Genomic DNA, 21076 nt, shown 5'->3' with positions numbered 1-21076 from the left:
GGCGACTCAGTTCTCGGTGACCAGCTGGTCGATCCGCTCCACCACCTTGCCCATCAGCACCCGCTGGCTGGCCTTCGCCCCTTCCTGGATCAGGTAGGCGTCCACGGCGGGGGCCACGTCGCAGCTCGCCGGCATCGGTGCGCGCGCCTCGACCAGCGCCTCGAGCCGGGCGATGAACACGAAGCGCAGCCACTGGGGCAGCGACATCGTGTCGATGCAGAACGGCTGGGAGCTGTTGAAGGCCTCCGGCGCGGGCTGCTCCATGCGCCACAGGTCGGACGCCTTCATGGTGGACTCGAGTTCGCGCAATGCCTGCTCGAGTTCCTGATGAACGGTCATGGGGAAATACCTCTGATCTGACTAGGGGACCATTATCCCGCGCCTGCACGATGCGGGCCACCCCCCGTCACGCCGGCGCGGCGGGCAGCACCTTGCGCAGGAAGTCCCGGGTTCGCGGGTCCTCGGGTGCCTGGAACAGCCGCGAGGGCGGGCCCTGCTCGACGATGCGCCCGCCCTCCATGAACACCACCCGATCGGCGACGTCCCGGGCGAAGGCCATCTCGTGGGTCACCACCAGCATGGTCTGGCGCTCGGCGGCCAGCTGCTTCATCAGCGCCAGCACCTCGTCGACCCACTCCGGGTCCAGCGACGAGGTCGGCTCGTCGAACAGGATCACCTCGGCCTGGGCGGCCATGGCGCGGCCGATGCCGACCCGCTGCTGCTGGCCGCCGGACAGCGAGGCCGGATAGGCGTCCGCCTTGTCGGCCAGGCCGATGCGCTCGAGGATCTCCCGAGCCCGGGCATGGGCCTTCGCCTTGGGCCAGCGATTGACCACGATCAGTCCCTCGGCGATGTTCTCCAGCGCCGTCTTGTTGGCGAACAGCGCGTAGTTCTGGAACACGAAGGCGGTACGCCGTCTTGCAGACAGGATGTCGGCGCGGCTGGCCCGGGTCACGTCGACCTCCAGGTCGCCCAGGGTCAGCCGGCCGGCGTCGGGCCGCTCCAGGAAGTTGAGGCAGCGCAGCAGGGTCGACTTGCCGGTGCCCGACGGGCCGATCACCACGATGATCTCGCCCCGCTCGATCTCCAGATCGATGCCGTCCAGCACTATGCTGTCGCCGAAGCGCTTGACGAGTTGGTTGACCTTGATCATCGGCGATAGGCCTCGTTGAGTCGGCGTTCCAGGCGCCGCTGGCACCAGGCCAGCAGCTCGACGATGGCCCAGTAGATCATCGCCACGGTGATGAAGGCCTCGAAATAGAGGAAGCTGCCCGCCGCCTCCTTCTGAGTGGCCCCCATCAGCTCGGTGACGCCGAGAGTGAATGCCAGGGAGGTGGCCTTGATCATGTCGATGAAATAGTTCATCAGCGTCGGCACGGCCACCCGGGTGGCCTGGGGCAGCACGATCCGCCGCATCAGCTGGCCGTTGGTCATGCCGATGGACAGCGCCGCCTCGGTCTGGCTGCGGTCCACGCCGACGATGGCGGCGCGGATCGATTCCGCCATGTAGGCCGAGAAGTGCAGCGTCAGCCCCATGATGGTGGCGGTGATGCCATCGATCTGGGTCAGGAAAGCCAGCACCTGGGGCAGGCCATAGTAGAACAGGAACAGCTGCACCAGCAGCGGGGTACCGCGGAAGAAGGAGATGAACAGCAGGGTGATGCCGTTCAGCCCCGGAAGCTTCAACACCCGTATCACCGCCAGTCCGCAGGCCAGAGCCAGGGCCAGCACCATCCCCGCCGCGGCCATCGCCAGGGTCAGCGGCAGATAGCCGAGCAGAATGGGCGCGAGCCCCAGCATGTAGTCGAAATCGAGCACGCTCATGTCGGGTGCTGCGCCTCAGGGCCGCGTGATGTCGTTGCCGAACCAGCGCTCGGAGATATCGGCCAGGGTGCCGTCCTCGCGCAGGGCCTCGAGCGCCGCGTCGACCTCGTCGCGCAGGGTACGTCCCTGCTCGGTGTCGCGGAACGGCAGGGCGTTGTGGATCTCGGAGAACGGCTGGCCGGCCAGCTGCAGCGGCAGCGGCTTCTCCTGGATCACCTGGCTGGCACTGACGCGATCCATGACGAAGGCGTCGACGCGGCCCAGTGCGGTGTCCTGCTCGATGTTGCTCTCGTAGGTGCGGATATCGATGTCGTCGGCGTAGGGCAGCTCGCGCAGCAGCTGCTCGTAGTTGGAGCCGAGGTTCACCGCCACGCGCTTGCCGCGCAGGTCCTCGACGCCGTCGATCGCGTCATTGCCCTCCTTGACCACCACCTGGGCGCCGTCATAGACGTAGGGCGCGGTGAAGACATACTTCGCCTCGCGCTCCTCGGTGATGGTGATCTGGTTGGCGATAGTATCGATGCGACCGGACTCCAGCATGCCGAACAGGCCGGAGAAATTGGCGGTCACGAACGTCACCTCGGCGCCCATCGCCTCGCCCACCGCATTCATGACATCGACCTCGAAGCCCTTGAGGGTGTCCTGCTCGACGAAGGTGAAGGGGAAATAACCGCCCGACATGCCGACCCGGAGCGTCGTGTCCTGGGCGAAGGCGCCGCCGGAGAAGGCGATGGCGCCGGCGGCGAGAAACGTCAGAGTGAAGCGACGAAGCATGATGTGCCTCCGTTTGGATTCTGTTTTTGGAATAAAAACGACTGTTTAATATTTCATTTTCGCACAGACCATAGTGGAAATCTCGGTCATGGACCAATAGTGGCCCATTATGGGCGCCATAGCGGCCAAGCGGATCATTCATTCACAGCAGCGCTGAATGTTCCTGTGGATAACCACTGGAAAGCCGTCGCCGAGGCCGATACGGTGGGCGCGAAGCATGATCGTTCAGGATTTGATCAGCCTGCTCATCATCGCCCGCCGCCACGGGCTGACAGCGTCGGGGCACCACGGTAGAGTGCACGCTCGTCACAGAGGGAAACCGCATGCAGCCGATCGACAGCTTTCACGATTTCTTCGCGCGCACCGGGGCCGAGACCTGGCTCTATCACATGGGGCGCGGCGTCGAACCCTGCGGGCTGGAGACGCTGACGGCGCTGGAGCGGGACGAGCTGCCCTGGCCGCAACCCTGGCAGGGCAAGGCCCGGCTGGCGATGGTATTTCGTCTCGGCGAAATGGAAGACCCGCTGATCTGGTTCCTGGCACTGCCGCTGGACGAACAGGGCCGGCTCGACCCGGCGCCTCGCGACGCCTTCCTGCAGCGCCTGCTGGAGACCCTGGGTCGCAACGTCCAGGGCCTCGGCCGCGAGGACGGCGAGGCGATCGACAACCTGATGAAGGACAATCCGCTGGCCTTCACGCCCTCCCTGCCCTTCCAGGCCGTGCTGCACGCCCGGGCAAGCCGCGACATGGACCGGCCGGCCAGCCAGCACATGGAACCCGCCGAGGCCTACCTGGAAGGCCAGCAGGCGCTGGACTGGCGAGCCCTGGGCCTGCAGGGCCTGGCCGACGTCGCCGTGCGCATGGACGACGCCCAGGCCCAGCGCCTGGCGGCGCGTCTGCCGACCCTGCCTGGCGAAGTGCTGGCCTCGCTGTGCTACTGTCTGGAACATGTGGACGTTCCCCGGCCGCTGGCCGAGGCGCTGCGCGTCCGGGGCGAAACGGCCGCCGAGTCCGGCGACATCGAGACCTTCTGCGCCTGCGTGCGCGCCGTGTCCGGCGCCGAACGCGAGGTCGCCGGCGCCTGGCTCGATGCCCTGCTCGACGATCCCGAGGCCTGTGGCCCGGACCTGCTGGCGGCCATCGCCGGACGCGGCTGGCGTCACCTGGAAGACGGCGAGCGACTGCCGCGCTTCCTGACCCGGCTGGCGGACACGCCGCGCGCGGACTTCGCCGCCGTGGCACGCGACCTGGCGCTGATTCCGCGCCTGCGGCTGCCGGTGCTGATGACGCTGCGTGAGGCCGACGCGGACTCCGCCATCGGACGACGCCTGGGCGATCTGTCCCGCGGATGACATCATGAGGGAGGATGCCATGAAGGAGCTGCCCTATCAGGCCAAGGCGGTCATCGGCCGCCGCGAGATGGTGACCCTGCCGGAACTCGGCCTGACGCTGTGCGCCAAGGCCGACACCGGCGCGCGCACCTCGTCGCTGCACGCCGAGGACATCGAATCCTTCGAGGAAGACGGCCACCTGTGGGTCAGCTTCACCACCCGTGGCGGCGGGCCGACGAGCCCGGCCCACGTGCACTACCTGCACCTGTACGACCGGCGCCAGGTCACCAGCTCCAACGGCCAGGCCGAGTGGCGTTACGTGATCCGCACGCCGATGCAGCTCGGCGAACTGGAGTTCCCCGTCGAGCTGACCCTCGCCGACCGTCGCCAGATGCGCCATCCCATGCTGCTCGGGCGTCGCGCCCTGCGGCGGCTGCTGGTGGCCCCGGGCGCCGGCTTCCTGCACGGCGAACCCTGATCCCCGCCATCTCCTGGCATCGGAGGCCCTATGCATATCGCGCTGCTGTCCCGCAACCGCAGGCTCTATTCCACTCGCCGGCTGATCGAGGCCGCCGAGCAGCGAGGCCATACCACCCGGGTGGTGGACACCCTGCGCTGCTACATGAGCATCGCCTCCCACCAGCCCTCGATCCACTACAAGGGCGAACAGCTCGAACCCTTCGATGCCGTGATCCCGCGTATCGGGGCCTCGATCACCTTCTACGGCTGCGCCGTGCTGCGCCAGTTCGAGATGATGAATATCCCGGTGCTCAACGACAGCGTCTCGATCACCCGCTCGCGGGACAAGCTGCGCTCGTTGCAGCTGCTCTCGCGCAAGGGCATCGGCCTGCCGGTGACCGGCTTCGCCCACTCCCCGGACGACATTCCCGACCTGATCACCATGGTCCGCGGCGCACCGCTGGTCATCAAGCTGCTGGAAGGCACCCAAGGCATCGGCGTGGTGCTGGCCGAGACCAACCAGGCCGCGGAGTCGGTGATCCAGGCCTTCATGGGCATGAAGGCCAACATCATGGTCCAGGAGTACATCAAGGAGGCCAAGGGGGCCGACATCCGCTGCCTGGTGATCGGCGACAAGGTGGTGGCGGCGATGAAGCGCCAGGCCGCCGAGGGCGAGTTCCGCTCCAACCTGCATCGCGGCGGCAGCGCCAGCGTGATCCGCATCACCCCGGAGGAGCGCTCCACGGCGATTCGCGCCGCCAAGGCCATGGGCCTGCGCGTGGCCGGGGTCGACCTGCTGCGCTCGAACCACGGCCCGGTGATCATGGAAGTCAATTCGTCGCCCGGCCTGCAGGGCATCGAGTCCGCCACGGGCAAGGACATCGCCGGGTTGATCATCGAGCACCTGGAGAAGAGCTCGACCCCGAGACGCAAGGCGCCGCCCAAGCCGAAAGGCTAAGCCAAGACGCCGAAATATTTGACCGCTGGGGGTGGCAAAAGGCCGACGACACCCCCACAATCTGCGTCACCGGAGGAGGTGACCGCCCATGTTTCTCGATAATCGCCAGGTGGCGATGGACAGCGTCCTCGAGGCGCTGGCCGACAGCATCGACTATTTCCAGGACAACCATGAGCGCCTGCGGCCCAGCCTGCGCGACGTCCTGCAGCCCTATTTCGATACCCGGAAAGCGTTGATGCGCGAGTTGCAGGAACTGGCCCGCCGGCACCTCGCCCTCCTCCCCCGCGATGCCGACGTCGAGCGCGACGATTACATGTGGCTGTGGAGCCGCCTGAAGAGCTTCGTCGGCGACGACAGCCAGGTGCTGATCAACGAGCTGCTGGAACAGGAGCGGGTGCTGATGCAGGCGCTGTCGACCCTGTACACCCACCCGCTTCCTGACGCCATCGAGTCGGTCATCGAGGAGTGCTGGAAGCACTGTCGCTCGCTGATTCGCGAGCTGTATCGGCAGCAGAAGAAGCATCAGCGGCGCTGAGCGCCGCTCGCGGCACGATCTGCAGCGGCTCCTCGGGCCCCAGGAAATGGGGCTCACGCCCCCATACGTAGAGATCGCCCAGGGTCGCCACTCGTGCGGCCCACTCCCGCGCCTTCAGCCACAGCACGCCCTCCGACGGTCGCTCCGGCGCCGCGCAGCCGCGCGCCTCGATGCCCAGCGCCTCGGCGATGAACAGGGCCCGCGGCAGGTGCCACGACTGGGTGACCAGCAGCGCTCGCGTCACGCCGAAGACGCCGCGCGCCCGGGACAGGGTATCGAAGGTGCTGAAGCCGGCGTAGTCCAGCGTCATGGCCGCGTCGGGCACGGCGCGACCGCGCAGGTCACGCCACATGGTCACCGGCTCGTTGTAGTAACGGGTGCTGTTGTCCCCGGACAGCAGCAGGTGCTGCACCCGCTCACCGCGGTACAGCCGCGCCGCCGCCTGCATGCGCCCCTCGAAATGCGGATTGCGCTGGCCGCTGCGCGTCCAGTGGGAGGTGCCGAAGACGATGCCCACCCGCTCGGGGCCGCACTGCTGAAGTCCGTGGTCGATGCGCCCGCGGGTCTCGGCCAGCACCCACAGGTTGGCGCCCACGAAAAGCAGAATCGCCAGGAGTGCGAGCCCCCCCAGCGACATCAGCAGTCCCCTGACACCTTTCCACAATGAGATGGGCATCCGCCTTACCGGTTAAAACATGCCGAGCTCGAGCTTGGCCTCGTCACTCATCATCTCACGACTCCAGGGCGGGTCGAAGACGATCTCGGTGTGCACCTGGCTGATCTGCGGGGCGCCGAGGATCTTGTGGCGCGCATCGGCGGCGATGACGTCACCCATGCCGCAGCCCGGCGCGGTCAGGGTCATGCGGATGGTGACGATACGCTCGCCGGTGATCAGACGCTCGATACGACAGCCGTAGACCAGCCCGAGTTCGACGATGTCGACCGGGATCTCGGGGTCGAAGCAGGTCCGCAGCTGATCCCAGACGAACTGCTCGATCGCTTCCTCGGAGGCGTCCTCGGGCAGGGTCGGGCGCGGCACGGCCTCGAGTCCCAGGGCGTCGAGGTTGCTGCCCTCGATCAGGTAGAGCCGCCCCTCGTGGCCCACGCTGACCGAGTTGCCCTTGGCCTGCATCACGCTGACCTCGCTGTCCTCGGGCAGCGTGATGGTCTTGCCGAAGGGAATGGAGATGACCTCGACGTCGCGCTGCAGGGGCAGGACCTGGCCCTTGTGCAGGCTCGCCAGGGGATCGTCGATCTCGCTCATAGGACTCCTTGGAGCTTCATTCACAGCGACCGCGGCGAGCCTTCAGGAGGTCCGCCGCGGCGTGACCCGGAAGCAGCGCTCAGCGCAGCATGCCCACGACCCGCTCTAGGCCGTCGACGAAGACGTCGACCTCCTCGGGGGTGTTGTAGGCGGCGAAGGAGGCGCGGCAGGTGGCATCGACGCCGAACGAGGACAGCAGCGGCTGGGCGCAGTGGTGTCCGGTGCGGATCGCCACGCCGAGCTGGTCGATCAAAAGGCCGATGTCCTGGGAATGGGCGCCCTCGACCACGAACGACAGCACGCCGGCCTTCTCGGGCGCGGTGCCGAGGATGCGCAGGCCGTCGATGCGCGACACGCTGCGCGTGGCGTGCTCGAGCAACCGCGACTCCCAGGCGCCGATCAGCGGCAGGCCGATCTCCTCGACCCACTGAATCGCGCGTCCCAGGGCGATCACCTCGGCGATGGCCGGGGTGCCGGCCTCGAACTTGTGAGGAATGCCGGCAAAGGTGGTGGGCGCCTCGAAGGACACGGTGGCGATCATCTCGCCGCCACCCTGCCAGGGCGGCATGGCCTCGAGCAGTTCGGCGCGGCCGTAGAGCACGCCGGCGCCGGTGGGGCCATAGACCTTGTGGCCGGAGAAGGCATAGAAGTCGACGCCGAGCGCCTGCACGTCGACCTTCTGGTGCGGCGCGCCCTGAGCGCCGTCGACCAGAATCAGCGCGCCGTGCTCGTGGGCCACTCTGGCCATGTCGGCCACCGGATTGACGGTGCCCAGCGCGTTGGAGACGTGATTGACCGCCACCAGCCGAGTGCGCTCGGAGATCAGATCGCGGTAGGCGGCCTGGTCGAGCACGCCGCGCTCGTCGACCGGAATCACCTTGAGGGTAAAGCCCTTCTCGGCGGCCAGCATCTGCCAGGGCACGATGTTGGAGTGGTGCTCCAGGCGCGAGATCAGCACCTCGTCGCCTTCGCCCAGGTTGGCGCGGCCCCAGCTCCCCGCCACCAGGTTGATCGCCTCGGTGGTGCCGCGGGTGAAGACGATCTCGCGGCTCTCGGCGGCGCCGAGGAAGGCACGCACGGTGTCCCGGGTGCCCTCGTAGGCCGCGGTGGCCTCATCGGCCAGGGTATGCAGACCGCGATGGATGTTGGCGTTGTAGCGCCCGTAGTACTCGTCGAAGACCTCGATCACCTGACGCGGGGTCTGGCTGGTGGCCGCGTTGTCGAGATAGACCAGCGGCTTGCCGTGGACCTCCCGATCGAGGATCGGGAAGTCGCGACGGACCCGCGCCACGTCGAGCAGCAGATCGCTGAAGTCGACCATGGATCAGTCCTCGTTGAGCGCCGCGGCGGCTTCCACCAGCCCGGCCAGGTTGAAGCGTTCCGGCAGCTTGCCGGCCACCGTGAGCTCGACCCGCTCGGCCACGGCGTCGAGGTCGACCAGCTCCATCACCTCACCGGCGAAGGCCAGCGTCAGCAGGCCGCGGGCGGTCTGCTCGTCGATGCCGCGGGCGCGCAGGGCGTAGACCGCTTCCTCGTCGAGCTGGCCGGTGGTGGCACCGTGGGCGCACTTGACGTCGTCGGCATAGATCTCGAGCTCGGGCTTGGTGTCGACCTCGGCGCGGTCGGAGAGCAGCAGGTTGGCGTTGCTCTGCTCGGACTCGATCTTCTGGCTGTCGCGCTTGACCACCACCCGGCCGTTGAACACGCCATGGGCACGATCATCGAGGATGCCCTTGTAGTTCTCGCTGGAACGGGTGTGCGGCGCGTTGTGGTTGACCTCGGTGTGGTTGTCCACGTGCTGGCGACCCTGGCCGTAGAACAGGCCGTGCAGCGTCGCCTCGGCGCCCTCGCCGTTGAGGTCGTTGATGAAGTCGTTGCGCACCAGGCCACCGCCCAGGTTCAGGTTGAACGAGGTATAGCGGCTGTCGCGCCCCTGCTCCACCTGGATGCTGGCGATGTGACGGTCCTTGAGCGGCGCTTCCTGCAGCTTGTAGTGGGTCAGGATGGCGCCGCGGTCGAGGATGATCTCCTCCACCAGGTTGGTGAAGTTGGCCGCGCCCTCTTCACCGGCATGGTGCTCGATCAGGGTCGCCTCGCTGCGACCGCCGGCCTCGACCAGGATGCGCGGATGGCTCATCACCGGCTGCTCGCCGGCCCGGGACAGGAACTGCAGCACGATGGGCTTGTCGACCACGGTGCGCGGCGCCAGGCGGACCAGGGCGCCCTCCTCGAAGAAGGCGGTGTTGAGCGCGGCGAAGGCCGAGAAGTCGACGCCGGTGAGCCGGCCGAGCGGGCCGCCCACGGCCTCGTGGTTCTCTTCCAGGGCCTGGGACAGCGGCAGCACCTGCACGCCGGCCGGCAGGTTGCCGAGGTCCGACAGCGCCGGGGCGAAGACGCCGTCGACGAAGGTCAGGCGATGCGCGTCCAGCGGCAGAGTCAGCGCCGCCGCCGCGGCCGGCGAGAACTCGGCGTCGTCGGTCAGCGCGAAGTCAGTGCGGGCGATGTCGCGCACGTCGGTGTACTTCCACGCCTCGACGCGACGATGCGGGAAGCCCATCGCCTCGAAGCGGGCGGCGCCGGCCTGGCGCCGGGCGGCGATCCAGGTCGGCTCGTCGCCGCGCTGGGCGCTGCGCTCACTCAGGCGATCGAGGAAGCGTTGCACGTCGTCATTCATGCCGCGGAGCCCTCCAGCAGCCAGTCGTAGCCGCGGTCCTCGAGTTCGCGCGCCAGCTCGGCATCACCGCTCTTGACGATGCGGCCGTCGACCAGCACGTGCACCCGATCCGGCACGATGTAGTCGAGCAGGCGCTGATAGTGGGTCACCAGCAGGATGCTGCGATCCTCGGCGCGCAGCGAGTTGACACCCTCGGCGACGACCTTCAGGGCGTCGATGTCGAGGCCGGAGTCGATCTCGTCGAGCATGGCGAGCTTCGGCTGCAGCACCAGCATCTGCAGGATCTCGTTGCGCTTCTTCTCGCCGCCGGAGAAGCCTTCGTTGACGGCGCGCTGCAGGAAGCTGGCGTCCATCTTCATGAAGGCGATCTTCTCCTTGATCAGCTTCATGAACTCGGGCGCCGGAATCTCGCCCAGGCCCTCGGCCTCGCGCTTGGCGTTGAGCGCGGCCTTGAGCAGGTAGATGTTCTTCACCCCGGGGATCTCGACCGGGTACTGAAAGCCCAGCAGCAGACCGACGCGGGCGCGCTCCTCGATCTCCATCTCGAGGACGTCCTGGCCCTCGTAGGTGATCGAGCCGGCGGTGACCTCGTAGCCGTCCTTGCCGGCGATCACCGCGGACAGCGTGGACTTGCCGGCGCCGTTGGGGCCCATGATGGCGTGGACTTCACCGGCGCCGATGGTCAGGTTGAGGCCCTTGAGGATCTCGGAACCCTCGACCGTGACGTGCAGATCCTTGACTTCGAGCATCTTGACTACCTTTCGATCTTTGGGCCGCCGCGGCGGCTCGCAATAAGTTGATTCGTTTCCAACCCGCACTAGACGTGGCCTAGCCGACCGCCCCTTCGAGGGTGACGTTGAGCAGCGCCTCGGCTTCGACGGCGAACTCCATCGGCAGCTCCTGGAAGACGTCCTTGCAGAAGCCGTTGACGATCATGTTCACCGCGTCTTCCTCGGAGATGCCGCGGCTCTGGCAGTAGAACAGCTGGTCCTCGCCGATCTTGGAGGTGGTCGCCTCGTGCTCCACGGTGGCCGTGCTGTTGCCGATCTCCTGATAGGGGAAGGTATGGGCCCCGCAGGTGTCGCCGATCAGCAGCGAGTCGCACTGGGTATAGTTGCGCGCGCCCTTGGCCCGCGGCCCCACCTTGACCAGGCCGCGATAGGACTGCTCGGAGCGGCCGGCGGAGATGCCCTTGGAGACGATGGTCGAGCGCGAGCCCTCGCCGATGTGGATCATCTTGGTACCGGTATCGGCCTGCTGACGGCCGTTGGTCACCGCCACCGAGTAGAACTCGCCGACGCTGTCCTTGCCGCGCAGCACGCAGGAGGGATACTTCCAGGTGATGGCCGAGCCGGTCTCGACCTGGGTCCAGCTGATGTGGGAACGGTCGCCGCGGCAGTCGCCGCGCTTGGTGACGAAGTTGTAGATGCCGCCCTTGCCGTCCTCGTCACCCGGATACCAGTTCTGCACCGTGGAGTACTTGATGGAGGCGTCTTCCAGCGCCACCAGCTCGACCACCGCCGCGTGCAGCTGGTTCTCGTCGCGCTGGGGTGCGGTGCAACCTTCCAGGTAGGAGACCTGGGCACGGCTCTCGCAGACGATCAGGGTGCGCTCGAACTGGCCGGTGTTGGCGGCGTTGATGCGGAAGTAGGTGGACAGCTCCATGGGGCAGGTCACGCCTTCCGGCACGAACACGAAGGAACCGTCGGTGAACACCGCGGAGTTCAGCGCCGTGAAGTAGTTGTCGCCCTGGGGCACCACGCTGCCGAGGTACTGCTTGACCAGCTCCGGGTAGTCGCGGATCGCCTCGGAGATCGAGCAGAAGATCACGCCCGCCTCGTGCAGCTTCTCCTTGAAGGTGGTGGTCACGGAGACGGAGTCGAAGACCGCGTCCACCGCCACGCCGGCCAGCGCCGCCCGCTCGTGCAGCGGAATGCCCAGCTTCTCGTAGGTCTCGAGCAGCTTGGGATCGACCTCGTCGAGGCTCTGGGGCTTGTCCTCGTCGCGCTTGGGGGCGCTGTAGTAGGAGATCGCCTGGTAGTCGATCGGCGGGTAGTTCAGATGCGCCCAGGAGGGCGGCGTCATCTTCAGCCACTGGTGGTAGGCCTGGAGGCGCCACTCCAGCATCCATTCCGGCTCGCCCTTCTTCTTGGAGATGAAGGCGATGGTGTTCTCGTCCAGACCCGGCGGTACCGTATCGCTCTCGATGTCGGTCACGAAACCTTCTTTGTATTCGCGACGGACAAGCTGTTCCATTTCCTGACTTGCCATGATGTCTCCCCTCCCGGGCTGGTTGGGTCGGCGAGCCGGGCTCGCCTCGGGTGGTGAATCCGCGGGTGATCAGGCCTCGGCGGCCAGACTCACGCCTTGTATGGGCAGCTGCACCGGCAGCTTGATCGGGGTGGTGTCGGCCAGGTGGGCCAGGGTCACGCTGTGGAGCAGTGTCTGCATCGCCAGCGACACCCGCTGCCAGTTGTCGGACACCCCGCAGGTGTCCACCAGTTCGCAGTCGCCCTCGGCCTGGCTGCATTCGGTCATCGCCACCGGCCCCTCGATCGCCGCGATGATGTCGCCGGCGGTGATCTGCGACGCGGGACGCGCCAGAGAATAGCCGCCCTGGGCGCCACGGCGGGACTCCAGCAGCCCGGCGCGCACCAGCATCTTCAGGGTCTTGCTGACCGTCGGGTGCGGCACCTGCACCGCCTCGGCGAGCTCCGCCGCCGCGTGTGGCTGCTCGGGGTGACGGGCGATCTGCGCCATCACCACCGCCGCGTAGTCGGTCAGTCTGGACAGCTTCAGCAAGACAGGCCTCCCCGGGAACACCCCTGGTGATCGATTGCGGACCATTTTAGTCCTGTATGTCGACGATGTGAACCCTCGCCGTGCCGTATTGCGCCGCCGAACACGCCGTTGGCGACACGTTCGACACCGTTCACATCAAAAACAACAATCGTTCTCATTGGGAGGCACTATGCCCCGAACCCGCGGCCCAGCGCATGCATCAGCCCCCGCAATTTATCCCATTGCGCATCGTCATCCATGGAAAAACAAATAGATATGGAGCTTTGCTAAGCTGAGTCACCGCTTCACGGCCTTCCATCGCGGCCCTGCCACCGCCGGAGGCGCCACCCACGCCGTCAACGCGCCTCGAGCGCTATGCTGTATCGGCATGGGAACGACCAGGAGATAGGGACTTGGAACTCATTCAATACGCCATCGACAACCTCGACCTGCTGCTCTCGAGAACCCTCGAGCACATCGCGCTGGTCGGGGTCGCCGTCGGCATCGCCACCCTCACCGGGGTGCCCATCGGCATCGCCATCACCAAGAACGAACGCCTGGCCAAGGCGGTGCTGTATGCGGCGTCCATCATCGTCACGGTGCCGTCCATCGCGCTGTTCGGGATCATGATCCCGGTGCTGTCGCTGATCGGCCAGGGCATCGGCTATCTGCCGGCGGTCATCGCCGTGCTGCTCTACTCGCAGCTGCCGATCATCCGCAACACCTACACCGCCATCCACAACGTGGATCCGGCGCTGCGCGAGGCGGCCCGCGGCATCGGCATGAGCCAGAACCAGCGCCTGCGCATGGTCGAGATCCCGCTGGCGGTGCCGGTGATCATGGCCGGCGTCAGGACCGCCGTGGTGCTCAACATCGGCGTGATGGCGATCGCCGCCTACATCGGCGCCGGCGGGCTCGGCACCTTCATCAGCCGCGGCATCTCGCAGTCCGACCCGCGCCAGCTGATCGTCGGCGCGGTGGCAGTCAGCCTGCTGGCCATCATTGTCGACTACGGCCTGCTGGCGCTGCAGAAACGCCTGACGCCCCTCGGGATGGAGCGCGCCGCCGAGACGGCCTGATCCCGTCCCGCGCGACTCCGGCTCATCACACAAGGATTCCCCTGCATGATTCGACTCGACAACCTGACCAAGGTCTTCGACACCCCCAAGGGCGCGGTCACCGCCGCCGACCACATCAACATGGAGGTGCCGGCCGGCGAGATCTGCATCCTGCTCGGCCCCTCCGGCTGCGGCAAGACCACCACCCTGAAGATGATCAACCGCATCGTGCGCCCCACATCGGGCAAGGTGTTCATCAACGGCGAGGACACCACCGGCCTGGACACCCAGGAGCTGCGTCGCAACATCGGCTACGTGATCCAGCAGATCGGCCTGTTCCCCAACATGACCATCGAGGACAACATCACGGTGGTGCCCAAGCTGCTGGGCTGGGACAAGGCCAAGTACCGGGAACGCGCCCGGGAGCTGATGGACATGATCGCGCTGGACCCGGACGCCTTCCTCAAGCGCTATCCCAACGAGCTGTCCGGCGGCCAGCAGCAGCGCATCGGCGTGGCCCGGGCGCTGGCGGCCGATCCCCCGGTGATGCTGATGGACGAGCCCTTCGGCGCCATCGACCCGATCAACCGCGCGGTGATCCAGGACGAGTTCCTCAAGATGCAGCAGGCACTCAACAAGACCATCATGTTCGTCAGCCACGACATCGACGAGGCGATCAAGATGGGCGACCGCGTCGCCATCTTCCGCGCCGGCCGCCTGGAGCAGTACTCCACCTCGGACGAGCTGCTGGCCAATCCCAAGGACGAGTTCGTGGAGTCCTTCCTCGGCGAGGACCGGGCGCTCAAGCGTCTCAACCTGGTGAAGGTGCGCGACGTGGTGTCCGACGAGATCGGCACCGTGTCGCCCAGCGACACCCTGGAGACCGCCCTGGCCCGGATCGACGACTTCGGCTATCAGAACGCCATCCTGGTGGTGAACGATCGCCGCCAGCCGGTGGGGCTGATCAGCCGCTCCCAGGCGCGCACCACCAAGGGCTACTGCCGCGACCATTTCCAGAACGTGCCGGCCACGGTGTCGCTGGACGACGACCTGCGCAAGGTCGCCTCGCTGATGTTCTCCAACGACATCACCTGGCTGCCCTGCGTGGACGAGGCCGGCCGGGTCTGCGGCCAGATCACCCAGCGCGCCATGACGCACCATCTGGGCTCGCGGTTCCGCCCCACGGAACCCGCCGCGAACGCCGAACCGGCCACCAAGGAGTAAGCCGATGCCGATCCGGAGCCTGAAGGGGGCCCTGCGCATTGCGCTGCTCATCGCCATCTTCTTTCTCGGCGTGTGGAGCCAGTCCAGCGGGGTCATCGACGACTTCATCTTCTATCTGCCCGACGTCCAGTTCCTGGCCGTGCAGCACCTGTGGCTGACCCTCATTTCCGGGGGCCTGGCCATCCTGGTGGCCATTCCGCTGGGCGTGGTGCTGTCGCGACCCAGCATGGCGCGCGTCGCCGAATCGGCCATGCAGGTGCTCAACGTCGGCACCACCATTCCCACGCTGGCGGTGCTGGCGCTGTCGATGAGTTTCCTCGGCATCGGCACCGTGCCGGCGGTGTTCGGGCTGTTCGTGGCCACGCTGCTGCCGATCACCCGCAACACCTACGCCGGTCTCAAGGGGGTCAACCCGGCGCTGAAGGAGGCCGCCTCGGGCATCGGCATGTCGCCGGCCCAGCGCCTGCTGCGCGTCGAGATGCCCAACGCCCTCTACGTGATCTTCGCCGGCATCCGCACGGCGCTGACCATCAACGTGGGCACCGTGCCGCTGGCCTTCCTGATCGGCGCCGGCGGCCTGGGCGAGCTGATCTTCACCGGCATCGACCTCTACGACCCGGTGATGATGCTGTCCGGCGCCATCCCTACCGCCCTGCTGGCGATCGTGGTCGATGCCATCGTGGCGACCACCGCCTTCCTGGTGGTACCCCGAGGGGTCAACCCCTCCCGCAGCTGAGCAAGAGTCCTTTCGATCCGGCCGCCGATGAGCGGCTACGCGGCAACCACAAGGAGATCACCATGAAACGCTTGATGATGACGCTTTCCGGCCTGGCACTGGCCGGCGCCATGACTACCGCCCAGGCCGAAGAGATCGTGGTCGGTGGCAAGAACTTCACCGAGCAGCAGATACTCGCCAGCATGACGTCCCAGTACCTGAGCGGGCTCGGCTACGACGTCGAGACCCGTGCCGGCATGGGCTCCGCCGTGCTGCGCCAGGCCCAGGAGAACGGCCAGATCGACCTCTACTGGGAATACACCGGCACCTCGCTGATCAACTACAACGACGTCACCGAGTCGCTGTCGCCCGAGGAGACCTATCAGCGGGTCAAGGAGCTCGACGGCGAGAAGGGCCTGGTGTGGCTGGAGCCCTCGGCGGCCAACAACACCTACGCCCTGGCCATGCGCCAGGAGAGCGTCGAGGAGACCGGCATCGAGTCGCTGTCCGAGCTGGCCCAGGCGGTCAACGACGGCGAGGACCTGACCTTCGCCATGAACGCCGAGTTCTACGCCCGCGAGGACGGCTGGCGCCCGCTCCAGCAGGCCTACGACTTCCGCGTCGGCCGCGGTGAGGTCAAGCGCATGGACTCCGGCCTGGTCTACCAGGCGCTGCGCGACGGTCAGGTCGACGTGGGCCTGGTGTTCGCCACCGACGGCCGCATCCCGGCCTTCGATTTCCAGGTCCTCGAGGACGACCAGGCCTTCTTCCCGGCCTACGCCCTGACGCCGGTGGTGCGCGAGGAAACCCTCGAGGCCAACCCGGACCTCGCCGAGCAGATGAATGCGCTGTCCGCGCTGCTCGACGACGAGACCATGGCCACCCTCAACGCCCGGGTCGACGTCGAGCGCGAGACCATCGAGGACGTGGCACAGAGCTTCCTCGACGACAACGAACTGCTGTAACGGCATCGCCCGTCATGCGATCGCACCGGAGGCCGCCCCAGGGCGGCCTCCGTCGTTTCCTCGAAGCGAGAGGTCCTCATGCCCCGGCCCACTACCCTGCTCGACTGGATGCTCGACGCCGACCCGCTCCCCGACGACGCCCTGCTGACCCAGGCCAAGCGCTGCCTGCTGGATCTCGTCGGCGTGGCCGCCGGCGCCACCCGCACCGAACTGGCCGCGCCTGCCCGGCGTTTCGCCGTCTCCCAGCACGGCGGCGAGCGGCCGCTGCTGTTCGCTGAGGGGCGCGCCTCGTCCACCGGCGTGGCCCTGCACGGGGCCTGGCTGATCGATGCCCTGGACGCCCACGACGGCCAGGTGCTGACCAAGGGGCATGCCGGGGTCGCCCTGCTGCCGGGGCTGCTCGCCCTGCCCGAGGCCGACCGCCTCTCCGGCCGCGATTTCCTCGGCCTGCTGGCCATGGGCTACGAGATCGCCACCCGCGCCGGCATCGCGCTGCATGCCACGAGCCCCGACTACCACACCTCGGGCGCCTGGAACGCGCTGGGCGTGGCGGCCGTGGCCGGCCGCCTGATGGGGCTCGACGCCGAGCGCCTGCACCACGCTCTGGGCATCGCCGAGTTCTACGGGCCGCGCAGCCAGATGATGCGCTGCATCGATCACCCCACCATGCTCAAGGACGGCTCGGGCTGGGGCGCCATGACCGGCGTCTCCGCCGCGCTGCTGGCCCGCGACGGTTTCACCGGCGCCCCGGCGCTGACCGTTGCCGCCCCCGAGGTCGAACAGCTCTGGGCCGATCGGGGTCAGCGCTGGTACCTTCACGAGCAGTACTTCAAGGCCTATCCGGTGTGCCGCTGGGCCCAGCCGGCGGTGGAGGCGGTGCTGTCGCTGCGCGATCGAATCGGTGATCCGGCGACGATCGCGCGCATCGAGATCACCACCTTTCACGAAGGCAAGCGGCTGCATGTGGTGCACCCGGACAGCACCGAGCAGGCCCAGTACAGCCTGCCCTGGTCGGTGGCCTGCGCGCTGGCCCGCGGCACCCTCGACGCCGAGGCCGTCACCGAGCTCGGCGCACCGCTGCCCCGCGCCCTCGCCGAGCGGGTCGAGATCCGCGAGAGCGACGCCTTCAATGCGCGCTTCCCGGCCGAGCGCTGGGCCTCGGCGCGGCTGCATCTGAGCGACGGCCGGATCATCGAGAGCGAGCCCTGCGAGGCCCGCGGCAACCCGCACAACCCGCTGTCCGACGACGAGCTGGCCGCCAAGTATCATGCCCTCGCCGGCCCGGTGCTCGGCGAGCGCGCCGAGCGCCTCGAACGCGTCATCCGGACCCTGGAGTCGCGCCCGGCCGGCGATCTGCTCGCCCTGCTCGGCCCGCCCGGGGCAGAATGAGCCCCGACAACGTCTTCTCCTGCTGCCACGACGAGAACGAGATATGCACTACCAGGACGAACTCCAGGTCGCCGCCGCCCAGATCAACGCCGCGCTGGGCGAGGTCGACACCAACCTCGAGCGCCATCTCGAGATCATTCACGAGGCCGGCCAGCGCGGCGTGGCGCTGCTGGTCTTCCCCGAACTCTCGCTGACCGGCTACGGGCTCGGCGGCGAGGTCATGCGCGTCGCCATGCCGGTCGAGGACCCTCGCCTGGCCCGGCTGGCCCGGGCCTGCGGCGAGATGCAAACGGTGGTCGGCTTCGTCGAGGAAGCCAGCCCCGGCGAGTACTACAATGCCCTGGCGATCCTCCAGCACGGCGCGATCGTCGCCGTGCACCGCAAGCTCAACCTGCCCACCTACGGCGGGCTAGAGGAAGGCAAGTGGTTCACCCACGGCAGCGAGCTCACCCAGGCCGAGATCCTCCCCGGCTGGTCCGCGACCCAGCTGATCTGCGCCGACCTGTGGAATCCCGCCCTGGTGCATGCCGCCCTGCTGCCCCGCCCCACGGTGCTGTGTGCGCCGATCAACTCGGCCTCGGGCATCGTCAGCGAGGACTTCTCCAACGAGCAGAACTGGGTGCTCAACGTGCGCTTCTACGCCATGACCTACGGCACCCCGGTGATCATGGCCAACCGCTTCGGGCCGGAAAACGGCAGCCACTTCTGGGGCGGCTCGCGCATTCTCGGCCCGCGCGGCGAGGCCCTGGCCGAGGCCGAGGACGGCGAAGGGCTGATCACCGCGACCCTGTCGCGTACCGCCATCGCCCAGGCCCGCTTCGAGCTGCCGACCCATCGCGATGCCGATACGCCACTCATTCGCGAGCTGATGGCCGGCCACCGCTGAACAATCCCTGACCAAAGAGCGCCCTTTTCACTCCCCATCCCGTCAAAAAATGCTAGAATTCCCGACATTCTTTCGACGCCATGAAAAGCAGACTCTCGCATGAAGACGACCGCCAAGAGCCTTCTCGTCATGGGCGTTTCCGGATCGGGAAAGTCCCATATCGGGCGCCAGCTGGCCGCCTCTCTCGGGGCTACCTTCATCGACGGGGACGACCATCACGGTCCAGACAACATCGCCAAGATGAGCCGCGGCGAGCCCCTCAACGACGACGATCGCGCCGCCTGGCTGGCGACCCTCGCCGACCTGTATCGCCAGTATCGCGACCAGGGCCGCGATCTGGTCATCGGCTGCTCGGCGCTCAAGCGCCGCTACCGTGATCAGCTTCGAGAGGCCGCCCCCGATCTGGCGATCCTCTACCTGGCGGGCAGCCGCGAGGTGCTGCTGGAGCGCCTCGGTTCCCGCGACGATCACTTCTTCGCCGGCGCCCACATGCTCGACAGTCAGCTCGCCACCCTGGAAGCGCCCGGCGAGGACGAGGCCTTCCGGGCCGATATCCGCCACCCGCCCCAGGCGATCATCGAGGACTTCCTGGCGACCCTGGGTCGCGATTCGCGCGGTTGATGCCTCGACCACCAGGGCATCAATAACAGAAAACGGCGCCACAGCGCCGTTTTCTTTTCTCTGAAAGTATCCCTAGCAACCACTCATGAAAAGGCGCCATATCGTCGGACGATAGGGCGCGCTTTCTTCTCATACTTCGCATAAAAAATGGCGGGTTACCGATGCCTCGATGACCCGCCATGGGTACCGCCTTTACACCAGCCACATGGCGAGGTTCGGCCAGAACAGCAGCGCGAACAGCACGCACAGCTGCAGGGCGATGAAGGGCAGCACCGCGACGAAGATGTCCTTCAGGCTGACCTCCGGCGGCGCCACGCCCTTGAGGTAGAAGGCGGCCGGGCCGAACGGCGGCGACAGGAACGACACCTGCATGTTCACCGCGAACAGGATACCGAACCAGATCGGGCTGTAGCCCAGCTGCTCGACGATGGGCACGAAGATCGGCAGCGTCAGCATGGCCACGCCGATCCAGTCGAGGAACATGCCCAGCACCAGCAGGATCGCCATCATCACCAGGATGATCACGATCGGCGCCACGTCGAGGCCCATGATCATGCCCGAGATGAAGCGGTTGCCGCCCATCAGGTTGTAGACGCCCACCAGCGCCGCGGCGCCGATGCCGATCCAGATGATCATGCCGCAGGTGGTCAGGGTCTGGCCCAGGCTCTGGTGCAGCGTCTTGACCGAGAACTCGCCGCGGGCGACCACCGCCAGCAGCACGCCGAACACGCCCATGGCCGCCGCCTCGGTGACCGAGGCCACGCCGCCGTAGATCGAGCCCAGCACCAAGCCGGCGATCAGCGCCGGCACGATGATGGCGCGCAGCGCCTGCCAGCGGTTGGCGAAGCCTTCCTCGCGGTCGGCGTCGGTCATCGGCGGCCCCATCGCGGGATTCTTCAGGCAGCGCACCAGCACGTAGCCGATGTAGCTGGCCATCAGGATCACCGCCGGGGTGATGGCCGCGGTGAACAGGTCGGCGATCGACTGGGAGGCGATCAGACCGTAGATGATCAGCACGATGGACGGCGGCATCATGGTGCCGAGCGCACCGCCGGCACAGACCACGCCGATGGAGAGGTGCTTGTCGTAGCCCAGGCGCAGCATCTGCGGCAGCGCCAGGATGCCCAGCAGCACGATCTCGCCGCCGATGATCCCGGACAGCGCGGCCAGGAAGAAGGCCACCACGACGGTCTGCACCGCCACGCCGCCGGGCAGGCGGCCGGCGAATACGCGCATGGCGTTGAACAGGTCCTTGGCGATCCCCGATCGGTCCAGTAGCGAGGCCATCAGCACGAACATCGGCACCGCCACCAGGGAGTACTCGGTGACGAAGCCGTAGACCCGGCTGGTGACCAGCGGCAGGGCGTTGGGCCCGAACCAGCCGAAGGTGAAGGCCAGTGCCACCAGGCCGGTGATGAAGGCCAGCGGCAGGCCGGTGACCAGCAGGGCGAAGATCAGCCCCACCATCAGCATGGTTCCGGTTGCGATATCCATCAGGCAGCGCCCTCCGTGTCATCCGGGGTGGGGGCGGGCTTGCCGCGCAGCGACTGCACCACGTGCAGCAGGGCCTGGATGCACATGATGGCCAGCGCCAGCAGGATCACGCCCTTCACCAGCG

The 21076-nt window shown here is 67.3% G+C and carries 23 protein-coding genes; 11 read left to right on the top strand and 12 right to left on the bottom strand.

Features of this window, described 5'->3' with window-relative positions:
- Window positions 1-6 precede the first annotated feature (6 nt).
- From C9J49_RS15805 to C9J49_RS15790, 4 genes are all read right to left on the bottom strand, one after another.
- The gene (locus C9J49_RS15805) at window positions 7-339 is read right to left on the bottom strand and encodes a YqcC family protein (protein WP_046079880.1); all 333 of its coding nucleotides are present in this window, start codon (window positions 337-339) and stop codon (window positions 7-9) included.
- Window positions 340-406: 67 nt separating this feature from the next.
- Window positions 407-1153, bottom strand: a complete 747-nt coding sequence (locus tag C9J49_RS15800; RefSeq protein ID WP_107181038.1) for an amino acid ABC transporter ATP-binding protein — start codon at window positions 1151-1153, stop codon at window positions 407-409.
- Window positions 1150-1824 (bottom strand): amino acid ABC transporter permease, encoded by a 675-nt coding sequence (locus C9J49_RS15795; RefSeq protein WP_107181037.1) that lies wholly within the window; start codon window positions 1822-1824, stop codon window positions 1150-1152. Before C9J49_RS15795 ends, C9J49_RS15800 begins: the two co-directional genes overlap by 4 nt.
- Window positions 1825-1839: 15 nt before the next feature.
- Window positions 1840-2598: an amino acid ABC transporter substrate-binding protein gene (locus C9J49_RS15790; RefSeq protein WP_107181036.1), complete on the bottom strand. Its 759-nt coding sequence runs from the start codon at window positions 2596-2598 to the stop codon at window positions 1840-1842.
- 323 nt (window positions 2599-2921) lie between these two features.
- Here C9J49_RS15790 and C9J49_RS15785 point away from each other — a divergent pair, with 323 nt between their 5' ends.
- The 4 genes from C9J49_RS15785 to C9J49_RS15770 all read left to right on the top strand — a co-directional run bounded on the left by C9J49_RS15785 (window position 2922) and on the right by C9J49_RS15770 (window position 5881).
- Window positions 2922-3950, top strand: coding sequence for a DUF3549 family protein (locus C9J49_RS15785; RefSeq protein WP_107181035.1), 1029 nt, complete (start codon window positions 2922-2924; stop codon window positions 3948-3950).
- Between the two features lie 19 nt (window positions 3951-3969).
- On the top strand, window positions 3970-4407 hold the full coding sequence (locus C9J49_RS15780; RefSeq protein WP_107181034.1) for a RimK/LysX family protein: 438 nt from the start codon (window positions 3970-3972) through the stop codon (window positions 4405-4407).
- Window positions 4408-4437: 30 nt separating this feature from the next.
- Window positions 4438-5346 (top strand): 30S ribosomal protein S6--L-glutamate ligase, encoded by a 909-nt coding sequence (rimK, locus tag C9J49_RS15775; protein ID WP_107181033.1) that lies wholly within the window; start codon window positions 4438-4440, stop codon window positions 5344-5346.
- 88 nt (window positions 5347-5434) lie between these two features.
- Entirely contained in the window at window positions 5435-5881 is a 447-nt protein-coding gene (locus C9J49_RS15770) for a hypothetical protein (protein WP_046079884.1), read from the top strand.
- Here the strand turns inward: C9J49_RS15770 and C9J49_RS15765 are convergent.
- The 7 genes from C9J49_RS15765 to C9J49_RS15735 form a co-directional block, all read right to left on the bottom strand.
- Window positions 5802-6557 (bottom strand): vancomycin high temperature exclusion protein, encoded by a 756-nt coding sequence (locus tag C9J49_RS15765; protein ID WP_046079885.1) that lies wholly within the window; start codon window positions 6555-6557, stop codon window positions 5802-5804. The genes C9J49_RS15770 and C9J49_RS15765 overlap by 80 nt on opposite strands.
- A 12-nt stretch (window positions 6558-6569) precedes the next feature.
- Window positions 6570-7145, bottom strand: coding sequence for a putative Fe-S cluster assembly protein SufT (gene sufT / locus C9J49_RS15760; protein WP_173834957.1), 576 nt, complete (start codon window positions 7143-7145; stop codon window positions 6570-6572).
- 79 nt (window positions 7146-7224) lie between these two features.
- Window positions 7225-8466, bottom strand: coding sequence for a cysteine desulfurase (locus C9J49_RS15755; protein WP_046079886.1), 1242 nt, complete (start codon window positions 8464-8466; stop codon window positions 7225-7227).
- 3 nt (window positions 8467-8469) lie between these two features.
- A complete protein-coding gene (gene sufD / locus C9J49_RS15750) occupies window positions 8470-9819 on the bottom strand; it encodes a Fe-S cluster assembly protein SufD (RefSeq protein ID WP_107181032.1) in 1350 nt (449 codons plus the stop codon).
- Window positions 9816-10568 (bottom strand): Fe-S cluster assembly ATPase SufC, encoded by a 753-nt coding sequence (gene sufC, locus C9J49_RS15745; RefSeq protein ID WP_046079888.1) that lies wholly within the window; start codon window positions 10566-10568, stop codon window positions 9816-9818. The genes sufD and sufC overlap by 4 nt, the downstream gene beginning before the upstream one ends.
- Window positions 10569-10647: 79 nt before the next feature.
- The gene (gene sufB / locus C9J49_RS15740; protein WP_035595374.1) at window positions 10648-12090 is read right to left on the bottom strand and encodes a Fe-S cluster assembly protein SufB; all 1443 of its coding nucleotides are present in this window, start codon (window positions 12088-12090) and stop codon (window positions 10648-10650) included.
- Between the two features lie 69 nt (window positions 12091-12159).
- Window positions 12160-12621, bottom strand: coding sequence for an SUF system Fe-S cluster assembly regulator (locus C9J49_RS15735; RefSeq protein ID WP_035595372.1), 462 nt, complete (start codon window positions 12619-12621; stop codon window positions 12160-12162).
- A gap of 392 nt (window positions 12622-13013) precedes the next feature.
- On the opposite strand from C9J49_RS15735, the gene C9J49_RS15730 reads away from it, so the two are divergent.
- From C9J49_RS15730 to C9J49_RS15700, 7 genes are all read left to right on the top strand, one after another.
- Window positions 13014-13679 (top strand): ABC transporter permease, encoded by a 666-nt coding sequence (locus tag C9J49_RS15730; RefSeq protein ID WP_035595369.1) that lies wholly within the window; start codon window positions 13014-13016, stop codon window positions 13677-13679.
- A gap of 45 nt (window positions 13680-13724) precedes the next feature.
- Entirely contained in the window at window positions 13725-14882 is a 1158-nt protein-coding gene (locus C9J49_RS15725) for an ABC transporter ATP-binding protein (RefSeq protein ID WP_107181031.1), read from the top strand.
- 4 nt (window positions 14883-14886) lie between these two features.
- Window positions 14887-15618 (top strand): ABC transporter permease, encoded by a 732-nt coding sequence (locus tag C9J49_RS15720; RefSeq protein WP_046079890.1) that lies wholly within the window; start codon window positions 14887-14889, stop codon window positions 15616-15618.
- Between the two features lie 62 nt (window positions 15619-15680).
- Window positions 15681-16562, top strand: a complete 882-nt coding sequence (locus tag C9J49_RS15715) for a glycine betaine ABC transporter substrate-binding protein (RefSeq protein ID WP_107181030.1) — start codon at window positions 15681-15683, stop codon at window positions 16560-16562.
- A gap of 78 nt (window positions 16563-16640) precedes the next feature.
- A complete protein-coding gene (locus C9J49_RS15710; protein WP_107181029.1) occupies window positions 16641-17951 on the top strand; it encodes an MmgE/PrpD family protein in 1311 nt (436 codons plus the stop codon).
- A 43-nt stretch (window positions 17952-17994) separates the two neighbouring features.
- A complete protein-coding gene (locus C9J49_RS15705) occupies window positions 17995-18837 on the top strand; it encodes a nitrilase-related carbon-nitrogen hydrolase (RefSeq protein WP_107181028.1) in 843 nt (280 codons plus the stop codon).
- A gap of 99 nt (window positions 18838-18936) precedes the next feature.
- A complete protein-coding gene (locus C9J49_RS15700) occupies window positions 18937-19458 on the top strand; it encodes a gluconokinase (RefSeq protein ID WP_107181027.1) in 522 nt (173 codons plus the stop codon).
- 192 nt (window positions 19459-19650) lie between these two features.
- On the opposite strand, the gene C9J49_RS15695 is transcribed toward C9J49_RS15700, so the two are convergent.
- A complete protein-coding gene (locus C9J49_RS15695) occupies window positions 19651-20952 on the bottom strand; it encodes a TRAP transporter large permease subunit (protein WP_046079897.1) in 1302 nt (433 codons plus the stop codon).
- Window positions 20953-21076: the final 124 nt, after the last annotated feature.

This window comes from Halomonas sp. SL1 (assembly GCF_003030865.2).
GTDB lineage: Bacteria > Pseudomonadota > Gammaproteobacteria > Pseudomonadales > Halomonadaceae > Halomonas > Halomonas halophila.
Note: the sequence above shows the minus strand (reverse complement) of the source record. Positions and strands in the feature narration are given on the sequence as shown.

What these genes read in the sequence shown, in the direction of transcription:
- sufT (WP_173834957.1), bottom strand. Translation starts at nt 7,145, where the DNA reads ATGAGCGAGATCGACGATCCCCTGGCGAGCCTGCACAAGGGCCAGGTC.
- sufD (WP_107181032.1), bottom strand. Translation starts at nt 9,819, where the DNA reads ATGAATGACGACGTGCAACGCTTCCTCGATCGCCTGAGTGAGCGCAGC.
- C9J49_RS15755 (WP_046079886.1), bottom strand. Translation starts at nt 8,466, where the DNA reads ATGGTCGACTTCAGCGATCTGCTGCTCGACGTGGCGCGGGTCCGTCGC.
- C9J49_RS15765 (WP_046079885.1), bottom strand. Translation starts at nt 6,557, where the DNA reads ATGCCCATCTCATTGTGGAAAGGTGTCAGGGGACTGCTGATGTCGCTG.
- C9J49_RS15805 (WP_046079880.1), bottom strand. Translation starts at nt 339, where the DNA reads ATGACCGTTCATCAGGAACTCGAGCAGGCATTGCGCGAACTCGAGTCC.
- sufC (WP_046079888.1), bottom strand. Translation starts at nt 10,568, where the DNA reads ATGCTCGAAGTCAAGGATCTGCACGTCACGGTCGAGGGTTCCGAGATC.
- C9J49_RS15770 (WP_046079884.1), top strand. Translation starts at nt 5,435, where the DNA reads ATGTTTCTCGATAATCGCCAGGTGGCGATGGACAGCGTCCTCGAGGCG.
- C9J49_RS15710 (WP_107181029.1), top strand. Translation starts at nt 16,641, where the DNA reads ATGCCCCGGCCCACTACCCTGCTCGACTGGATGCTCGACGCCGACCCG.
- C9J49_RS15780 (WP_107181034.1), top strand. Translation starts at nt 3,970, where the DNA reads ATGAAGGAGCTGCCCTATCAGGCCAAGGCGGTCATCGGCCGCCGCGAG.
- rimK (WP_107181033.1), top strand. Translation starts at nt 4,438, where the DNA reads ATGCATATCGCGCTGCTGTCCCGCAACCGCAGGCTCTATTCCACTCGC.
- C9J49_RS15725 (WP_107181031.1), top strand. Translation starts at nt 13,725, where the DNA reads ATGATTCGACTCGACAACCTGACCAAGGTCTTCGACACCCCCAAGGGC.
- C9J49_RS15695 (WP_046079897.1), bottom strand. Translation starts at nt 20,952, where the DNA reads ATGGATATCGCAACCGGAACCATGCTGATGGTGGGGCTGATCTTCGCC.
- C9J49_RS15800 (WP_107181038.1), bottom strand. Translation starts at nt 1,153, where the DNA reads ATGATCAAGGTCAACCAACTCGTCAAGCGCTTCGGCGACAGCATAGTG.
- C9J49_RS15795 (WP_107181037.1), bottom strand. Translation starts at nt 1,824, where the DNA reads ATGAGCGTGCTCGATTTCGACTACATGCTGGGGCTCGCGCCCATTCTG.
- C9J49_RS15715 (WP_107181030.1), top strand. Translation starts at nt 15,681, where the DNA reads ATGAAACGCTTGATGATGACGCTTTCCGGCCTGGCACTGGCCGGCGCC.
- C9J49_RS15720 (WP_046079890.1), top strand. Translation starts at nt 14,887, where the DNA reads ATGCCGATCCGGAGCCTGAAGGGGGCCCTGCGCATTGCGCTGCTCATC.
- C9J49_RS15700 (WP_107181027.1), top strand. Translation starts at nt 18,937, where the DNA reads ATGAAGACGACCGCCAAGAGCCTTCTCGTCATGGGCGTTTCCGGATCG.
- C9J49_RS15705 (WP_107181028.1), top strand. Translation starts at nt 17,995, where the DNA reads ATGCACTACCAGGACGAACTCCAGGTCGCCGCCGCCCAGATCAACGCC.
- C9J49_RS15790 (WP_107181036.1), bottom strand. Translation starts at nt 2,598, where the DNA reads ATGCTTCGTCGCTTCACTCTGACGTTTCTCGCCGCCGGCGCCATCGCC.
- C9J49_RS15785 (WP_107181035.1), top strand. Translation starts at nt 2,922, where the DNA reads ATGCAGCCGATCGACAGCTTTCACGATTTCTTCGCGCGCACCGGGGCC.
- sufB (WP_035595374.1), bottom strand. Translation starts at nt 12,090, where the DNA reads ATGGCAAGTCAGGAAATGGAACAGCTTGTCCGTCGCGAATACAAAGAA.